The sequence below is a fragment of the Flavobacterium weaverense genome, assembly GCF_003688495.1.
Classification (GTDB): Bacteria; Bacteroidota; Bacteroidia; order Flavobacteriales; family Flavobacteriaceae; genus Flavobacterium; species Flavobacterium weaverense.
This window is the reverse complement of sequence record NZ_REFH01000011.1, coordinates 147,850-166,526: the sequence shown is the minus strand read 5'-3', so window position 1 is coordinate 166,526 and position 18,677 is coordinate 147,850. Positions and strand designations below refer to the sequence as shown.

Annotated in this window: 16 protein-coding genes; 11 read left to right on the top strand and 5 right to left on the bottom strand. The window is 32.3% G+C overall.

The genetic code is table 11. The features are described 5' to 3' along the window. Nucleotides 1-90 precede the first annotated feature (90 nt). The 5 genes from BC961_RS12900 to BC961_RS12880 all read right to left on the bottom strand — a co-directional run bounded on the left by BC961_RS12900 (nt 91) and on the right by BC961_RS12880 (nt 6,421). Nucleotides 91-501: a response regulator gene (locus BC961_RS12900; RefSeq protein ID WP_121926269.1), complete on the bottom strand. Its 411-nt coding sequence runs from the start codon at nt 499-501 to the stop codon at nt 91-93. Between the two features lie 220 nt (nt 502-721). Further along, nucleotides 722-1,483: a LytR/AlgR family response regulator transcription factor gene (locus BC961_RS12895; RefSeq protein WP_121926268.1), complete on the bottom strand. Its 762-nt coding sequence runs from the start codon at nt 1,481-1,483 to the stop codon at nt 722-724. Nucleotides 1,484-1,536: 53 nt separating this feature from the next. Continuing rightward, entirely contained in the window at nt 1,537-1,932 is a 396-nt protein-coding gene (locus tag BC961_RS12890; RefSeq protein WP_121926267.1) for a response regulator, read from the bottom strand. Further along, nucleotides 1,926-4,709 (bottom strand): PAS domain S-box protein, encoded by a 2,784-nt coding sequence (locus tag BC961_RS12885; protein WP_121926266.1) that lies wholly within the window; start codon nt 4,707-4,709, stop codon nt 1,926-1,928. The genes BC961_RS12890 and BC961_RS12885 overlap by 7 nt, the downstream gene beginning before the upstream one ends. Nucleotides 4,710-5,950: 1,241 nt before the next feature. Continuing rightward, nucleotides 5,951-6,421: a JAB domain-containing protein gene (locus tag BC961_RS12880; RefSeq protein WP_121926265.1), complete on the bottom strand. Its 471-nt coding sequence runs from the start codon at nt 6,419-6,421 to the stop codon at nt 5,951-5,953. 572 nt (nt 6,422-6,993) lie between these two features. Here BC961_RS12880 and BC961_RS12875 point away from each other — a divergent pair. The 11 genes from BC961_RS12875 to BC961_RS12825 all read left to right on the top strand — a co-directional run bounded on the left by BC961_RS12875 (nt 6,994) and on the right by BC961_RS12825 (nt 18,555). Beyond that, the gene (locus BC961_RS12875; protein ID WP_121926264.1) at nt 6,994-8,556 is read left to right on the top strand and encodes a type I restriction-modification system subunit M; all 1,563 of its coding nucleotides are present in this window, start codon (nt 6,994-6,996) and stop codon (nt 8,554-8,556) included. 1 nt (nt 8,557) lies between these two features. Further along, nucleotides 8,558-8,842 carry a virulence protein gene (locus BC961_RS12870; RefSeq protein WP_121926263.1) on the top strand — a complete coding sequence of 95 codons (285 nt, stop codon included), beginning with the start codon at nt 8,558-8,560 and terminating at the stop codon, nt 8,840-8,842. A 2-nt stretch (nt 8,843-8,844) separates the two neighbouring features. Continuing rightward, on the top strand, nt 8,845-9,660 hold the full coding sequence (locus BC961_RS12865; RefSeq protein ID WP_121926262.1) for a KilA-N domain-containing protein: 816 nt from the start codon (nt 8,845-8,847) through the stop codon (nt 9,658-9,660). 2 nt (nt 9,661-9,662) lie between these two features. Beyond that, nucleotides 9,663-10,823, top strand: coding sequence for a restriction endonuclease subunit S (locus BC961_RS12860; protein WP_121926261.1), 1,161 nt, complete (start codon nt 9,663-9,665; stop codon nt 10,821-10,823). A 48-nt stretch (nt 10,824-10,871) separates the two neighbouring features. Beyond that, nucleotides 10,872-11,378, top strand: coding sequence for a hypothetical protein (locus BC961_RS12855; RefSeq protein ID WP_121926260.1), 507 nt, complete (start codon nt 10,872-10,874; stop codon nt 11,376-11,378). 2 nt (nt 11,379-11,380) lie between these two features. Further along, nucleotides 11,381-11,848, top strand: a complete 468-nt coding sequence (locus tag BC961_RS12850; protein ID WP_121926259.1) for a helix-turn-helix transcriptional regulator — start codon at nt 11,381-11,383, stop codon at nt 11,846-11,848. After that, nucleotides 11,848-12,279, top strand: coding sequence for a hypothetical protein (locus tag BC961_RS12845; RefSeq protein ID WP_121926258.1), 432 nt, complete (start codon nt 11,848-11,850; stop codon nt 12,277-12,279). The genes BC961_RS12850 and BC961_RS12845 overlap by 1 nt, the downstream gene beginning before the upstream one ends. Nucleotides 12,280-12,312: 33 nt before the next feature. After that, nucleotides 12,313-15,192: a type I restriction endonuclease subunit R gene (locus BC961_RS12840; protein ID WP_121926257.1), complete on the top strand. Its 2,880-nt coding sequence runs from the start codon at nt 12,313-12,315 to the stop codon at nt 15,190-15,192. A 167-nt stretch (nt 15,193-15,359) separates the two neighbouring features. Then, the gene (locus tag BC961_RS12835; protein ID WP_121926256.1) at nt 15,360-16,376 is read left to right on the top strand and encodes a hypothetical protein; all 1,017 of its coding nucleotides are present in this window, start codon (nt 15,360-15,362) and stop codon (nt 16,374-16,376) included. Continuing rightward, entirely contained in the window at nt 16,376-17,308 is a 933-nt protein-coding gene (gene cap12 / locus BC961_RS12830; protein WP_121926255.1) for a CBASS system CD-NTase-associated NAD(+) hydrolase Cap12, read from the top strand. The genes BC961_RS12835 and cap12 overlap by 1 nt, the downstream gene beginning before the upstream one ends. A gap of 173 nt (nt 17,309-17,481) precedes the next feature. Continuing rightward, nucleotides 17,482-18,555, top strand: a complete 1,074-nt coding sequence (locus tag BC961_RS12825; RefSeq protein ID WP_121926254.1) for a DUF2971 domain-containing protein — start codon at nt 17,482-17,484, stop codon at nt 18,553-18,555. Nucleotides 18,556-18,677 lie beyond the last annotated feature (122 nt).

Here is an 18,677-nt window from a genome sequence, read left to right as displayed (position 1 = left end):
TTTGTTGATGGCAAAATGATGAGCTAAATTTATATTTCGTAATAAATGTTTCAAATTTCGCTAGGGAAGTTATTTTTAAATTGTGTTGGTTTAGTCTGGAATAATCTTGTTAAGGAATTCCTTAGTAATGGGTTTTACTTGGAAGAAAGCAACATTTAGTTCTTTACGTGCGCGGGAGATGTCTAAGTCATCTATAGTCGATGAAATTATAAATACTTGACATTTTTTTTTTACAGTGGAAGATAATTTGTTGTATTCGTCCAAAAAATCAAATCCAGACATTAAAGGCATGTATATATCTACAAAAATTATCTGTGGTAATAGTTGGATCTTTTCCTGATGATCCCGTAGGTATTTCAATGCTTCTTTTCCCGAGGAATATTCTAAGACTTTTTTCCCGAAATTATTTTTAATAATTATGCGGGATGAAATATAGAGATCTGTACTGTTGTCATCAATGATCATCACTCTTTCAAATTTTGATTGTAATTGGTCTATCATGATTTTTTTTATTAGTTTAAACGGAAGCGAAAATGGTAACTGCTTTTTCGTTGCATTTTATTTTTTTTAAGATTTAAATGTTACAATAGATACTAGTTTTCAATAATACAGCCCAAATTAATTGAATATGTGTAGTAGACTTTACTTATTAATTATTAGGGTAGTTGACTAAACTAAATATTAATTTTTTATAAGAAAGAATGTAAGCCTTTTATATCTATTACTCCTTAAGTTTTATAAATTTGTTAAAATCTTCTTGTCGTCTTTTAGCGACTGGTAATGTAATTCCATTTGTAAACTCGCAAAAATATCCGTCTTTTTTTGAAATTTTTGTGATTTGGCGAAGATTAATGATATAAGAATGATGAATTCTAAAAAAGTAATTATTGTCAAGTACGGCACTGTACTCTCCTAGATTTCTACTTGACATTATTTTTTTTCCACCTATAAGATAAAAAGTGGTATATCTTCCCTCTGCTTTGCAAAAAATAATTTCTGACATATGAATCAACTCAATTTTATCTAATGATGCAACCGCGACATAGTTATTAGTTTGGTTTTGTGCATTTATAACGTTGATATTGTTTATTTTTTCATCTTGATAACTGTGTTCCATTTTAATTCTTTTTATTACTTTATATAAAGCTAAAATAATGTTGTTGAACTCTATTGGTTTTAAAATAAAATCAATAGCATTATGTTTAAAAGCTTTCACAGCATAATGTTCGTGTTCCGATATAAAGACTAATTTCGGAGTGTTAAACTCTAGTTGATCTAGCATTTCAAAAAAAGAATCATCTTTAAATATTACGTCTAAGAAAATGACATCAGGTTTTTTTAATTTAATCAAATTTATTCCCTCGATTATTGTAGTAGTATACCCAATTATTTTCATAATCATAAAGTTTTCTTCAATAAACTTTTCTAAAAGTCTTAAAGTATCTTTATTTTCGTTTATAACTAAGGCATTTATTTGGATCATATTTTTGCGTTGATTATTTTTTGACTACATACAAGGCTGAAGTCGTAGAAGATTTATTCAATACTACTTAGAAACTCTTTTGTAATAATTTTTACCTGGAAAGCAACTACATTTGAATCATCGTTCGCTCGTTTCATATCATTATCGTCAATAGATGAGGAAACAATATAGACTTTACAATGCTTTTTTAGTACTGATGATAATTTATCATATTCTTCCATAAATTCGAATCCTGACATTATAGGCATATATATGTCTACAAAAATTATTTGAGGTAATTCATTAATATCATTCTGGTTTTCCTTTAAATACTGCAAAGCTTTAATGGGTGATGTGTACTGGTCAATTTCCTGTCCAAAATTATATTTAGTGATAATTCGGGAAGTTAAATAAATGTCAATAGTATTGTCGTCAATAAGCAATACTCTTTTAAATTTTGATTTTAACATATTTTAAAATTTTTAAGATTCATTTTGAAAGTTGTACCAGCTTTTGGCTGCGATAAGATGTTAATGGAGCCTTCTAATTTTTCGATTGTATCTTTTACTATGTATAAGCCAATTCCAGAGCCTTCTGACTTACTAGATATTCTAAAAAACATATCAAATATTTTTTCTTGATGTTGTAACGGAATTCCTATTCCATTATCAGCTATTTCTAATTGCAGCACTTGTTCGTTTACAATAGCTTTCACTTTAATAAACCTTTCTGTACCGCTCATTTTGTGATACTTAATAGCATTTGAAATTAGGTTTTCCACTATCGTATTAAATCGTAACTTATCAGTGCTGAAGGGGGACAGCTCTTGCACGTCAATTTCAAAATGAATACCATTTGCTTGCTTCATATTCTGAAGGCAATCAACAATATTCAAAATGGTTTTTTTGACTGATATGGTCTCAATATCTAGCTCCGTTCTATTATTTTGTGAGTAGCTTAAAATCTTTTTGATAAATTCATCTAATCTTTCAATGCTATTCTTGATCATCTGAATATGTTTTAGAGTAGCAGGATCTTCACTTTCATCTTCGATTATTGAAACAATTCCTTGTACTGAAGTTAAGGGGCTTCGTAAATCATGTGAAATACTGTATACAAAACGGTCTAATTCTTTGTTTGTCTTGAGAAGCTCAATGTTAGTCAGAATTAACTCTTCGGCTCGTTTTTCTTTTTCACAATTTTGATAAGCAAGTTCTTTATTGGCAATATTTAATTCAGCAGCTCTTTTTACTTTCTCTAGGTTTTGAAAAGAGAGCTCCATATTATGTTCTTCTAATGCCTTTTGTATTGCTTTACTTTCAGTGATATCGGTTAGCAAATTTACAGCGCCAGTCACTTTACCTGATTGATCAATATACGGAACGGCATGGGGAAGGACATATCTTCTGTCGCCATTTTCACGTTCGATAATGATTTCCTTTCCGGTCATTGTTTTACCTTCTCTCAACACAACTGCTATTGGGTACATTTCTAAAGGGATTTCTTGACCATCGGTACTTAGAGCCTTCCATGAACCACACCATGAGTCTATTCCTATTTGTGGCTCTCTGCCCCATAAAATAGCCGCTGCCTTATTAAAGAGTGTTATTTTTCCGTCCACATCGCAAGAGTAGGCCGCAACAGGTAATTCTTTTATCAGTTGTCGGTATAGTTTTTCACTTTCTTCAATTTTCATGCGTGACAATAACTGTTCGGTAACATCTATCGCAAATACAAATATACCATCAATTTTTCCGTAGGCATCTCTGTGGGGCTGGTAGATAAAATTCATATATCTGTCGGCAAGTAATCCTTTACCATGAAAGTCTAACTGCACTAACATTTCGTTAGCGATGAACGGTATGCCTGTATTGTAAACGTCGTCTAATAGCTTAATAAAGCCTTGGTTCTTTAGCTCTGGCAATACTTCTATTATTGACTTACCAATAACGTTCTTTTTATTGATGAATTTTAAATACAATGGATTTGTAAGTTCATGTATGTGGTTAGGCCCCTTTAAAATTCCCATACATGCTGGCGACAAATTATACATGTCTAAAAATCTATCCCTTTCTACTTTATAGGCTTTCTTTAATTTTTTTTTCTCCGATATATCCTTGATTGTACAGTAGAGTAATTTCTCATCATCATCCCATTGTACACTCCACAGCATGTTAACAATACTTCCATCTTTATGATTAATTCGGTTTTCGAATATAGTCACAGGGGTGCCATTCGTTATGTCTTCATAAGTATTATTAGTAATTTTATGATCTTCAATATATATAAAATGGATATACTTTTCACCAATTAATTCGTGGGGTTCATATCCCCATAAACTTTTACTAGCAGCGCTTACGTTTACAAACCTTTTCTCTTCATCAATGGAGCATATTAAGTCCAAAGATGAATCCATTATTTTATTGAGGCCATTTAGAGATTCTTGCATCAGGATATTACTTGCGGCTAATTCCTGTTGGTCCTTTTTATATTCTGTTAAATCTTTGATTGTAATGGAAGTCATATCACGGCCCCATACATCTTTAAATACTACTGTGGTTATTTCGCCTGGAAACGACGTACCATCTTTTCGTTTAAAGTTGAGTTCACCTTTTGCAAGTCCTCTGAGATCACGCTCTTCTATAAGTACTGGTAAATAAGGATCGTTAGGATCTACAAGACCTAATCTTCCCGTTTTATAAATTTCCTCTTCAGTCATTTTAAAGATTTGACATGCGGCAGGATTAGCTTCAAGTATTGGGCCATCCTTTAGCGTAAGAAAAATTGCGTCTCGACTGTTCTCGGTTAAGCTACTGTATTTTGCTTTTTCCTTAAGATATTTTTCTTCTTGATTAGAGAAAATATTAAAATTTACAGTCGCAGTTTTGGTTAATGCTTTGGAAATTTTTTGAGTTAAAGAAGATATGTTTTGTCTTAATATAATATCGGAAACCCCTTTTTTTATAAGTTCTATACAGTTTTCTACCTCAATATGATCTGCAATAAGAATTAAAGGAGTTGAAGAATACCAGTTACGACTTATTTTGAGTGCTTCCTTTCCATTATTACCCAATAAAGAATACCCAGAGAATATGATGTCAGGATTGTAATTACTTAGACCATTTTCAAAGTGATTTAATAATTTGATATTTTTAGCTGTATAGTTAAATCCGTCACGATCTAATTCACGGAATATAAAATTTATATCGATAGTAGGGCATTCTAAAATTAATATTTTAGTCATCATATAATTTATGAGTCTTTTGTAAATTGTGATTTTAAATTGAATCTAACAGGAATCTTTTAAATCAATTGGTTTACGTTCAATGTAATTCATTTTATTGTTCCTAGCGTGGGGTATTACTATCTAGAATAGTATGTACATTAATGTAGTGTGTATTAGTAATCAAAATGCCTTATTAAAATTAATTTAAGACGAAGTGAAATTACGTTAAATTTTTAACTCTACTAAGTAAAAAGTAATAACTAGATAGTTTTTAAGGTTAAATGGGTTTAAAGGAGGATATGCGTTAGAAGTTTAATTAAAGATTGAGTGGTTCGTAATTTACAAAAGATCTCTGACTCAAATAAAAATCTATCCTCGAAAGGTACTTCTTTATTATTTTAGAGCTAAGTAAAAGAAAGAAAAAACACTTAAAATAAAAGGTTAAAATGATTATTCTAGGATTTGTCGTATACAATAGTAACATTTATCTATAGAATTTAAAATTAAATAGTTAATCAATATTAAAAATCTTTGCTATCTAAAGTCTGTCACTCTTCAAGCTATTTATTTTAGACTTAGGTTTACTTTTAGTGATATATATGTGGAAGGAATATTAAAAAGGCTATGAGTTTAGGTTGATTATTCAACAATCTACCGTTGGGAATATAAGTTTGCGCTATTTATTACGTCACGGATGAAGAAAAGGAAATGTTGTGTAGGTATGAGCTAGAGAATTGACGAAACTTATAAAAGTGAATGGATTCTGATATTATTTATATAGTGCATTTGATAAATCAAGTAATACATTTGATCTTCTTTTAACCAGATGCTGACAGAGAATAAGTATCCAGCACTTTACAATCAAAGCAATCAATATGAAAAGCAAACTTAAAGTAATAAATATTGATAAAAGTGGCTAAAATTTTGGAGCTATCAGTGTTTATAGAAAACGCTCATCCTTGAAGATCAAGATTTAACATTGTACGTACCTGAACAATATATCTGAGCAGGATCATAGCTTCAGAAAGTTGCGAATACAAAATGCTTTAGATTTTAAAAGTTTTGAATTTGATAGAATAATTCAAAGAGGAATGGCACTTATATTGATTTAGAATCAAATGGTTGGGTCATTGTAGCGGTGTTTATATTATTTTATAAATTGACCGCATTATTTTTATCTTTCTGATCTCTTTTATCTTGCAGATGCAAGACAGCCACTCTAAAAGATTGTATCCTTCTTACATTTAACATAAAAAAAGGGGCTATAAAGCCCCTTCGTCAGTAAATGAATAATAGCTCTCTGGAGTAATGATTAAATGATCTAGTAATTGGATATCAAGAAGCTTACTGGCTGCTTTAACTTTCGCAGTAATTTGCTTGTCAGCTTCTGAGGCGATTAGTTTACCTGAGGGATGGTTGTGAATCATAATGATCCCAGTGGCATTTGCTTTTAGAGCTGCGGCAAATATCAATCTTACATCCACTACGGTTCCAGTGATACCTCCTGATGATATTTCATAAGCACCTAGTACTTTATTACTGTTGTTTAATAGTAAGATTTTAAATTCCTCAAAGAATTCAATTGTATTGGGATTCCAAATCTGTAGTGCAATTTCATACGCAGATTTAGAGGATGTGATTAGAGGACGTTCTGCTGCTTTTACTTTTGATTTGTAATACAGTTGGATTTCTGAAACAGTACCCCAATTTGGATTTTTAGCATGATTTTCCATGATTTCTATAATTAAAGATTAATAATGGAACTCGAAAGGTCATGGGCGAGCGAGTGCAAAAAGCAACGCAATAAAGGGAGGGGAACCCGAGTATTTATGGGGGAATTTTTTGCTAGCGAACTGAAGCCCATTACCTAACTTTGTTATAATATTTGTCGAAGGTTAGTCTCTTAGAATTGGAACTATTTTGCTCAAATGTCTTTAATTTAAATTCCATTTTACGATCAGCTCTGATTGAAAGGTTATTAACAATAACAGTATGGTTTTAATGATATGATCTAAAGGTTAAGTAATAGATGTAGTAATTATTCGTTCTCACAAACAGTATTGGAAATGAAGTGGTCAGTCTCATTATTTTTCATAAAACACCTTTGATAAACTTTATGATTTACTTGCATACACTTTATAAATATCACTAAAACTGGGTATTGCTAAAAACCTTTAATCAACGTTTATTTACAATTGAACTAAGAAAGAAAATAAAGTCTCTTAAAACTTACTGGTTTAACTGAGCTTTATTGGTCAATTATACTATCTTAGAACTCTAAAATAAACATGAAGTAATACGATTAATGGCAGCTGAACAAAAACAAAAATTAGAACAACAACTCTGGAACATTGCAAATACCCTACGTGGCAAAATGGACGCTGATGATTTTAGAGATTACATATTAGGTTTCATTTTCTACAAGTACTTGAGTACTAAAATGGATCTATACGCTAACCAAATACTACAACCAGACGGATTGACTTTTCAAGATGTTATTGGGCATCCTGATGAAGCGCTGTTGATGCAAGAAGTTAAACAGTTAGCTATCGACAAACTTGGCTTCTCATTAGAACCAACAGAGCTGTTTTCGGAATTGGCTAAAAGAGGAAATGCTGGCGGAAAGAACAACTTCATCTTGGGAGATCTAGCCAAAGTACTCACGCACATCGAGCAAAGTACGATGGGATCAGAAAGTGAAGAAGATTTTGGAAACTTGTTTTCTGACTTAGATCTAACTTCTCATAAATTAGGAAAATCAGAGAGTGATAAAAACGAATTAATTGTAAAGGTGCTGACGCATCTTGATGAAATTGATTTCGATTTAGAGAATACAGACAGCGATGTACTTGGTGATGCTTACGAATACCTTATTGGGCAGTTTGCTAGTGGCGCAGGAAAGAAAGCTGGTGAATTTTACACGCCTCAACAAGTAAGCAGCATTTTGGCGCAACTGGTAACCGTAGGCAAAGACAAACTAAAGAGTGTATATGATCCTACTTGCGGGTCTGGTTCGCTATTGTTACGTGTTGCCAAAGAAGTCAAAGACGTTAGTGCTTTTTACGGGCAGGAGATGAACCCTACGACCTACAATCTTTGTCGTATGAACATGATCATGCACGACGTACACTACAAGCGTTTTGACATCAAGAATGAAGACACCTTAGAGCGACCACAACACATTGACCAGCGTTTTGAAGCCATTGTAGCTAATCCTCCTTTCTCGGCTAACTGGAGCGCTAGTCCTTTGTTTATGACAGATGAGCGTTTCTCGGCTTATGGTAAACTAGCACCTAGTAGTAAGGCCGATTTTGCTTTTGTACAACACATGGTGCATCAATTGGCAGATAACGGAACAATGGCGATTGTTTTGCCTCACGGTGTTTTGTTTCGTGGTGGTGCCGAAGGTCACATTCGTAAATACTTAATCGAAGACAAAAACTATCTGGATGCCGTGATTGGTTTGCCAGCGAATATCTTTTACGGAACCTCGATTCCAACTTGTATTTTGGTATTGAAAAAAAAACGCCAAAACCCGAAAGATGTTTTGTTTATTGATGCCAGCCAACATTTTGACAAAGTAAAAACCCAAAATGTACTGTTAGACGAACATATTTCTAAAATTATCTCCACGTACAGCAACCGAACCGAAGAAGACAAATACAGCAAAATTGCGACCCTTGATTTCATTGCTTCACAAGATTACAACTTGAATATTCCTCGTTATGTAGATACTTTTGAAGCCGAAGAAAGCATTGATATTAATGCTATTGCAAAGGAACTTAAAGCCGTTGACCAACATATTAGTGCAACCGATAAAACAATTGCTTCTTTTTGTGCTGAATTGAATATTGTAACTCCTTTTTAATATGGAAAGTCAAATATTATTGTACCAAACGGAAGATGGTGAAACTAAAATTCAAACTCGCCTCGAAAATGAAACGGTTTGGCTTACACAAGCGCAAATGGCAGAACTTTTTAGAAAAGACAGGACTGTAATTACAAAGCACATAAACAATATTTTTTCTGAAAATGAATTGAACGAAAAAAGCAATGTGCAAAATTTGCACATTGCAAATTCTGATAAACCCGTAAAATTTTTCAAGCTCGATGTTATTAAGGATTACTTAACAACTGCGTTTAATAAAAATTAAATATGGCAAAAAACAAAACCATTAATGTACAAGGCTTAGAAATAACAATTCTAAAATTTGAAAATCAAGATTACATTTCTCTAACAAATATGTTAGAGGCTAAAGATGGCGATTTTTTTATTTCAGATTGGTTGCGAAATAGAAATACAGTAGAGTTTTTAGGAATTTGGGAAAGCATATATAATCCTAATTTTAATTATGGCGAATTTGCCATAATTAAAAGTCAAGCAGGTTTAAATAATTATAAATTAAGTGTAAAAGAATGGGTAGCAAAAACCAATGCAATTGGTTTGAAAGCTACAGCAGGAAGGTATGGAGGTACTTATGCGCATAAAGATTTAGCCTTCGAGTTTGGAATGTGGATTAGTGCCGAATTCAAAATTTACCTAATCAAAGAATTCCAAAGACTTAAAGAAGATGAAAACGACCGATTAAATCTTACTTGGAACTTAAATAGAACGCTTTCTAAAATAAATTACCGCATTCATACCGATGCTATAAAACAGACTATTATCCCTGAAAATATCACCAAAGAACAAGCTCATTTTATTTATGCCAACGAAGCCGACGTATTAAATGTAGCCTTGTTTGGTAAAACAGCCAAGCAATGGAGAGCAGAAAATCCAACTGCCGATGGTAACATTAGAGACCAAGCTACTATTGAACAATTATTGGTTTTGGCAAATATAGAAAGTATGAATGCCGAATTTATAAGAATGGAAATTTCTCAAAGCGACCGCCTTTTAAAACTGAATCAAATAGCCATCAACCAACTCCAATCGTTGACCACAAACCCTAACATCCAAAAACTAAATTAACCATGGAAAATCGACAACCACAATTGCGCTTCCCTGAGTTTTCAACTACACTGGATAATTTTAAATTAGATGATGTTGTAACCTTTAAATCAGGAGGTACACCTTCAAAAGAAAATGAGTCATATTGGAATGGCGATATTCCATGGATTAGCGCCACTTCAATGCAGGGCAAATATTATTCGAAATCAGATAGAACTCTTACAGAAGAAGGCTTGAAAAAAGGTTCTAAATTAGCCTTAAAAGGTAGTTTACTCCTTTTAGTTCGAGGAAGTATGCTTTTTAATAAAATTCCAATTGGAATAACACAAAGAGATGTAGCATTTAATCAAGATTTGAAATCACTTATAGTAAACGATAAGTCAAATACTGAATATTTATATCAATGGTTTTCTTCACAAGAAAATTTAATTTTAGATAAAGTTGTGGGAACGGGAATAGGTGCTGGTAAATTAGATACCGAAGATATGAAAAATCTAAAACTAAATCTTCCCTCCCTTCCCGAACAAACCAAAATAGCTACATTCCTAACGGCAGTAGATGAAAAGTTAACTGCCTTAAAACAAAAGAAAACCCTTTTAGAGCAATACAAAAAAGGCGTGATGCAGCAAATTTTCTCGCAAGAACTCCGCTTTAAAGACGATAATGGAAATGATTTTTCGGATTGGGAAAAGAAAAAGTTGGGTGAGATTTCAAGAATTACGACAGGTTCTTCAAATAGGATTGATTCAAATCTAGATGGGGAGTTTACATTTTTTGATAGGTCACAAGATATTAGGTCTAGTAATAGATTTTTATTCGATACAGAAGCCATTATTGTTCCAGGTGAAGGTCAAGAATTCATTCCTAAATATTTTATTGGAAAATTTGATTTGCATCAAAGAACTTATGCAGTAATGAATTTTAAAAATCAAAACGGGAAGTTTCTATTTTATTCAATAAGTTATAATTCTAATCACTTGAATTCTCATGCGGTCGGCTCAACAGTAAAATCTTTAAGATTACCAATGTTTGAAAAGATGCCAGTCAATTTACCTATTCTTGAAGAACAAATCAAAATTGCGAATTTTCTATCGGCAATCGATGAAAAAATCAATCAATGTCAAGGACAAATAGAAAAAACGCAGGTTTGGAAAAAAGGATTGTTACAACAACTGTTTGTGTAATACTAATTGTTAATACGGTTATAAATAATAAACCTATAAGTTGATTAAATGAAAATAGATACTATATTTGTACCGTCATTATTTGCTTTCCGCTACGCTGGAGAAGTAGACAATGAGTATGATCGGCTAATGGATCATTGGACAGATGTTAGCTATCTTAGAAAATATGCAAAAGACAATGCCGTAGCAAACATCAATCAATTTGTAAAAGACAGACTAAAAGATGCGGAACAAATACAAGATGTATTAGAAGAAATCACAATAAATAATCAACCTTTAGAATTTTATTTTAGAACACTTTTTGATACAGAATCAGGGATTAAGATACTTTCTTTACAAAAAGGAAAAATTATAAAAAATGGAATTAGAATCTATGCCATTAAAATTGACACCAATTGTTTTGTCATTACAGGTGGCGCCATAAAGATGACGCAAACTATGCAAGATCATCCTGATTCAAATAATGAATTAACAAAAATTAAGACAGCAAAAGAATATTTACAGCAGCACTCCATATTTGATACTGATTCTTTTTACGAACTTATAAACGAATAAAAATGAGTAATATAGAAAAATTAACCGCATTTGTTTCTTCAAAAAACACCAATACAGTTGCCAAAAATAAAGATAGAATTAAAAATAGAGCGATGTTGAGAGAGTCTCAAAATATTGCTTTAAAAGTTCTGGATCGTTTGGACGATTTACATTGGACTCAAAAAAAATTGGCGGAAAAGTTAGAAGTAAGTCCGCAGCAAGTGACCAAAATAGTAAAAGGCCAAGAAAATCTCACCTTGGAAACTCAAATAAAACTTCAAAACATTTTAAAAATTCCAATTTTAGCCTCGTATTATGATACTATTCAAGAAAAAAATAGCGCGGAAATCGTAAAAACGACAACTGAAAGGTACTTTGCTCCAAAAGCAAAATTTAAACTAGCCGATAAAATTTTGCTGGCTAAAAAAGAATTTAAAATGGAGTACAACCCTATTTCTGAAAAGTATAACTATTTCGAACAAACTGCATAATGGAAAATGAATCTATCGGCTTTGCTTTAGCAGCAATTAAAACGGAACAATTTGCTTTATTTGAAGAGAAATATTCATCAAAAAAGGAATTGAATATTACAACCTCATTAGAATTTAAAATTAATGAGGAGCAAAAGTTAATTGGTGTTTTTGCTACTTTCACTTTTGAACAGTCAAAAAAAACATTTATTAAAATACAAGTAAGCTGTCATTTTAATATTGAACCCAATACTTGGACATCATTTCTAAAAGACAACAATGTGGTTTTTCCTAAAAACTTCATTTGTCATTTAACCATGTTAACTATCGGAACTTCTCGAGGGATTTTACATGCTAAAACAGAAGGTACAGAATTTAATAAATTTATTCTTCCTACTATCAATGTCAACCAGTTGGTTGATAAAGATGCTGAATTTAATCTAAGTACTTAGAAATGGTATTTGAGCAATTATTTATATAAAATTATGGCGCATCAATCCGAAGCACAATTAGAGAACAACTTAATCCAGCAATTAATTGGCTTAGGCTATGCATCTGTAAAAATCCAAGATGGAGATGCTTTGGTGGCAAACCTAAAAAGCCAACTAGAACTTTTTAATAAAACCAGCTTTAGCAATAAAGAGTTTGATGCCGTATTGAATCATCTAGCCAAAGGCAATGTATTCGAAAAAGCCAAAACCCTACGCGATCGTTTTCAATTGTCAAAGGAAGATGGTACTTCCTTTTATGTTCAGTTTTTTAATAGTGAAGATTGGAATGCTAATTTGTATCAGGTAACCAACCAAATTAGTCTGGAAGGAAGCTACAAGAACCGCTTTGATGTCACACTTTTAGTCAATGGTCTGCCTTTGGTGCAAATAGAACTCAAACGTTCGGGTATTGAAATCAAAGAAGCCTTTAACCAAATCAATCGTTATCAACTTCATTCGTTCTGGAGCAATCACGGTTTGTTTCAATACGTGCAATTGTTTGTCATTACTAATGGTGGAAATACCAAATATTTAGCCAACAACAAACTGCAATCAGTCAAACAAACCTTCTTTTGGGCTGATGCCAATAACAAGAACATAACCGAGTTAAAAGACTTTGCTGCTGCATTTTTAAATCCCAATCATTTGGGAAAAATGATAGCGCATTATATCGTAATCAACGAAACCCACAAAGTGATGATGGTGTTGCGTCCATATCAATATTTCGCTACCGAAGCTATTATTCAGCAAGTCAAACAGTCGAACGACAACGCTTACATTTGGCACACTACAGGATCAGGTAAAACCTTAACTTCTTTCAAAGCCAGTCAGATTGTAATGGATATGCCCGAGGTTCACAAAGTCGTTTTTGTAGTCGATCGAAAAGATTTGGATTACCAAACCATGAATGAGTTCAACGCCTTCAAGAAAGACAGTGTTGATGTAACTGACAATACGCAATCTTTAGTACGACAACTGACGGATAATACCAAACTAGTCTTAACTACGATCCAGAAATTAAACAATGCCGTTTCAGATCGATTCAAACACAGTATTGAACCATTGCGTCATAAGAAGATCGTCTTTATTTTTGATGAATGCCATCGCTCTCAATTTGGGGAAACCCATGAACGCATTACCAAGTTTTTTGATAAAAGTCAATTAATCGGGTTTACTGGAACTCCAATTTTTGCCGAAAACGCTTCCAAAAACGACAAGGGAAAACGAACCACCAAAGATCTATTTGGTAACTGCCTGCATAAATATGTGATTACCGATGCCATTAAGGATGAAAATGTTTTGCGTTTTGGAATCGAATACGTGGGAAAATACAAAAACAAGAGTAATTCCTTTATTGATATTGAAGTCGAAGAAATAGACAAGCAGGAAGTACTGGATTCGCCCAAACGTATTGATAAAATTGTCGATTACATTATTGTTTATCACGGTCAGAAAACATTTAACAAACAGTATTCGGCACTTTTGACGGTGAGTAGTATAGACAATGCCGTGCAGTATTATGATCTGTTCCAGCAGAAGAAAGAAGCGGGAGAACACGATTTACGTATTGCGACTATTTTTACCTATGGTACTAATGAAGATTCACCTAATGCAAAAGACGACCTTCCCTCTGATGAAGAATACGATTTTGATATGGCTGCCGAACCACAAAGCAGTTACTCATCAAGTCACAGCAGAGACAAACTGGAAACCTATATCGGTCATTACAACAAAATGTATAACGGTAGTTTTACAACCAAAGATCCTAAATTATTTGAATCCTATTTTAAAGATATTTCCAAGCGATTAAAAGACCGTGAGAAAGAAAACTTCAATGACGAAAAAGACCGTTTAGATATTGTCATTGTCGTGAATATGATGCTTACTGGTTTTGATGCTAAGAAAGTAAATACCTTGTATGTAGATAAAAATCTAAAACAACACGGCTTAATTCAGGCGTTTTCAAGAACAAACAGAATACTAGGAGAACAGAAGTCGCAAGGGAACATTTTATCCTTTAGAAACCTCAAAAAAGCCACAGATGACGCTATTACATTGTTTTCTAATAAAGATGCAATAGAAGTAGTTACAATTCCTGATTACGAGAAAATTGCAGAGAAATTTGATGAGGCCTTAAGGTTCTTACGTGAGATTACACCAACCTATCAAAGCGTAAATGATTTAGAAGATGAAAATGCCGAAGCACTATTTGTTCAGGCGTTCCGTAAATTGATGCGTACCATGAACGTGCTGCAATCCTACACTGATTTTGATTGGGATGATTTACTCATTGATGAACAAGAATTTGAGGATTATAAAAGCAAGTACTTAGACTTGTACGAAAAAGTAAAGCGAGACATCCAAGTAGAGAAAATATCTATTTTGGACGATATAGATTTTGAGTTGGAGTTAATTCATAGAGATAAAATTGGCGTTGCTTATATTTTGAAACTATTGGCACAAATGAAAGGAAAAAACACTCCTGATGCGAAAGCCCAACGAAAAGCCATTATCGACCTATTAGGTGGAGACATCAAACTAAGAAGCAAACGCGAGCTAATCCAGAAATTCATAGACGAAAACATGCCTTTCATAAAAGACGGTGATGACATCGAAGAAGAATTTGAAAAATACTGGCAAGAGCAAAAAGTACTAGCATTAGGTAAACTCTGCGAAGAAGAACACCTAGACAAAGCCCAATTCAAAGCCTTAATCGATGCCTACATTTATAGCGGTAGAGAGCCCATAAAAGATGAGGTTTTTCAATGCCTGGACAATAGGCCAAGTATATTGCAAGCTAGAGTCATAGGCGATCGCATTATCGCCAAAATGAAAGAGTTTGTGGAGGTTTTTGAGAAGGGGATGGTGGCTTAATCTGCGTAGGATTATAAATATAAAATATTTTTATTTGTAATAATTTAATTATAGATTAGCAAGAGTAAAAATATGACGTTTGTCAGACAAACTTATCCAATTTGGGAGTGCTATGTCTGAATTTGTAAGACCTATGTACAATTTAGAAGCAAGATGAAATCAAAAATATGGCAATAGACTACGAGAAACGATTACAGAATCTTAGTGCAAGAAGATTTGATGATGAACTGAACGAATCGATTTTGACAAAATCTTTCAGTTCAAACACTATTCCAAAGAATATTAAATACTTAATGGAATCAATGGTCAGAATTGACAAAAAATATAATGATAAAACTATTGAAGCTGCAAATAGAGTTCAAAAACATTTAGAAAATGGTTATGATTTACATTTTTCTAGAGCATACAGAACTCAAGGCTCAGTAACTACTTCGACAAATATTAAAGTTCATAGTGATTTTGATTTGCTTACAATTGTCGATAGGTATCATTTTACGGGAATAGGAGTTCCAAACAACAATCCATATACTGATTCAAAACCAAATTCAGATATTAAAAGTCTAAGAACTCAATCTGAAAAAATAATGGAAGAAATCTATGATGAAGTGGATAAGACAGGAAAAAAGAACATTTCTATTTTCAACAAATCTCTAAATAGAAAAGTTGACATTGTTTTTTGCTTTTGGTACAACTCGAAAAAATATGAGGAAACGTCTAGCGAATATTATAGAGGAATTTACCTCTTTGATTTCACAAAAGACGAGAAAATTTTAGACTATCCTTTTGCACATATTAGTCAAGTTAATACAAAGGGAGATAAAACAAATGATGGTTCAAGAAAAGGAATTAGACTTTTAAAAACTTTAAAAGCAGATGCAAATATAGAGTTAAGCAGTTTTCATTTAACAACAATAGTTCATTCAATTGGTGATAATGAACTATACTATTATCGGGGCAAAGAAATAAATATAGCTAAATCAATAAGCAAACAATTAGAGAAATTAATTAACGACGGAGAATATCGTAGAAGTATCGAGAGTCCAAATGGAAGTGAAAAGCCATTAAAAGACGATACTGTTGACGGAATGAAAAAGATAAAAGCTGATCTGGATGAGTTGATTGGAGATGTTCACAAAGAACTTTATTTAGGCTATTTTGAAAAAGGGGAATTAATATATTCATAATGAGAAAAAAAAGAATTTTTATAGGTTCCTCATCTGAAGAGCTTAGTCTTGCAAATGCGGCTAAATCAATACTCGAAAGAGATTTTGAAGTAACAATTTGGAATGATAGTGTTTGGGATACTTCTGTATTCAAGATAAATAATAATTTCTTAAATGATTTACTTAGAGCTTCCTTACAATTTGATTTTGGTTTGTTAATTGGAACAACCGATGATGAAGTTAAGTATCGAGGAGATTCAGTAATGCAACCTAGAGATAATGTGCTTTTTGAGTTAGGTCTTTTTATTGGTCGCTTAGGTTTGTCAAAATGTGCTTTTGTTATCGATAAGGAATTAAAAGTCTTATCCGATATCACAGGTATTTCACTTGCTCGATTTGAAAAATCGGATGCTCCAAGCTTTGTTTCGGCTATTATTCTAGTAAGTGAACTTTTTAGAAATCAAATCGACTCCGACATAAATTTCTTTCCTTCTTCAACACTAGCTTCTGGCTACTTTGAGAATTTATTGTTACCAACCTGTAAATTTTTGATAGAAAACGACGGTTTTGAAGTGGATGGTGTTAAATACAAAGACTGCAAAATTCAAGTCATAATACCAAGTAGACTTAATCCAGATGTTAATCTTCAATTTGAGCAACTGAAAAGAGGATTTAACTCTAAAAATGTATCATTTAACTATGCTGGTCGACCTAGATTTATAAGTCTGGAAACGGAAATTAAAGATGATAAGTTAGTTTTCATTGATTTTCCAACTACATTATCAGGTATAAACTATGCTATTTCAAATCTTTTGCCTAATGATTTTAATTCAATGAGTTCAGACTATGAAGCGATAATAAGTAGAGAAATTGAAAGGTTCATATACACAATCAAACAACTAGCATTAAGAAATAGTTTTGATACGTTAATTGAAATAAAAAGAGAACAATAAATCCAGCTGCGAACAGTCACTACAACCTATTTGAGCATTTGGCTTAATTTCAGTTGGTTTTGTATTTGGGATAATTAGGTAAATATGAAAGTTGGGTTTAATGGAGTCCCAAACCCGCTGTGATATCAGAACGTTATAAGCAAACGCCCAAAAATTGTCTTAAAAAAACTACTATGGAAAAATATGATTTTAATGGTTTTACATATATAAAAGACTATAATATTTCTGGTTTTTCAATTGAACATAATAAAGAAAAACCTGAAAATATTTTTAAATTTTACTCACTCAATAAGTTTGGTGTGGATGCTTTAATTAAAGGATATTTTTACGCGTCGCATCCTATCGAATTAAATGATTCATTAGACAGTAGTCGGTTTTTAATGTACACTTCAAAAAAACTTGAATTTGATTTTTATGAAAGATTAATTGACGATGCATTGACCAAAGATGAATTAGTAGAGTTATATGATAAAGACATAAACAATGAAAATTTATGTGCTTGGTATATAACTACACATTATGATATAACTACAAATCTTTTTGGTATAATATCTACTACAGCAAAAGAGAACAATGTTTTGATGTGGCCCCATTATACTCAAGAATTGGGCTTTCAAATAAAATTCAATACTCAAAAATTAGAAAATAGTATAAAAAGCAAACTAAAAGCAGAAGAGGAATATTTAGGACTTTATCCTATAAACTATTGTGAAAGATTATTACCAATAGACATAAGTCCTTTTGACCATATGTTTGTTCCTTTAGCATACTCAACAAATGTAAAACTGAATAAATGGAGTTACGAAGATGAATGGCGATTCCTTGTTGGAAAACAAAATATGGGAGTACCGTATAGTAAAGCTGGACTTAATCAAAATCAAGATTATTTTGTCAATACAGAAAACAGGTATGCTTTTTATAATAAGGAATTGATTGAAGAAATTACTGTCGCTCATAATTTTTTTAATGCTCGCCATTTTAAAATAGAATGGTTAGATTCAAAAAATATTCAAGTAAAACCAATCAATGAAAAATCAAATTGGGAATACCAAAGTCAAATAGATTTTTTAAATTATGTAGTAGAAAAATTAAGTGATAGATTTTATCATTCAGGAACTAAATACGAAATTGACTCTGATGGCGAAACAATTCTCGTACGAACGAAAGAACAAATGCAAATAAGAAAAGAAGTAGACGGAGTATTTATTTTATCAAGAACAGATAATTACAAAATCTTTATGGAATAAATACTCGCTGATAACAGCAATTTTGAGTTAGTTGGAGTTTAGTGGAATTACCGTTTCGCATTAAGTTTTTGTTAAACCGAACATTGAGCGGTTGCGAACCAAGCACTATATATAATCAGCAA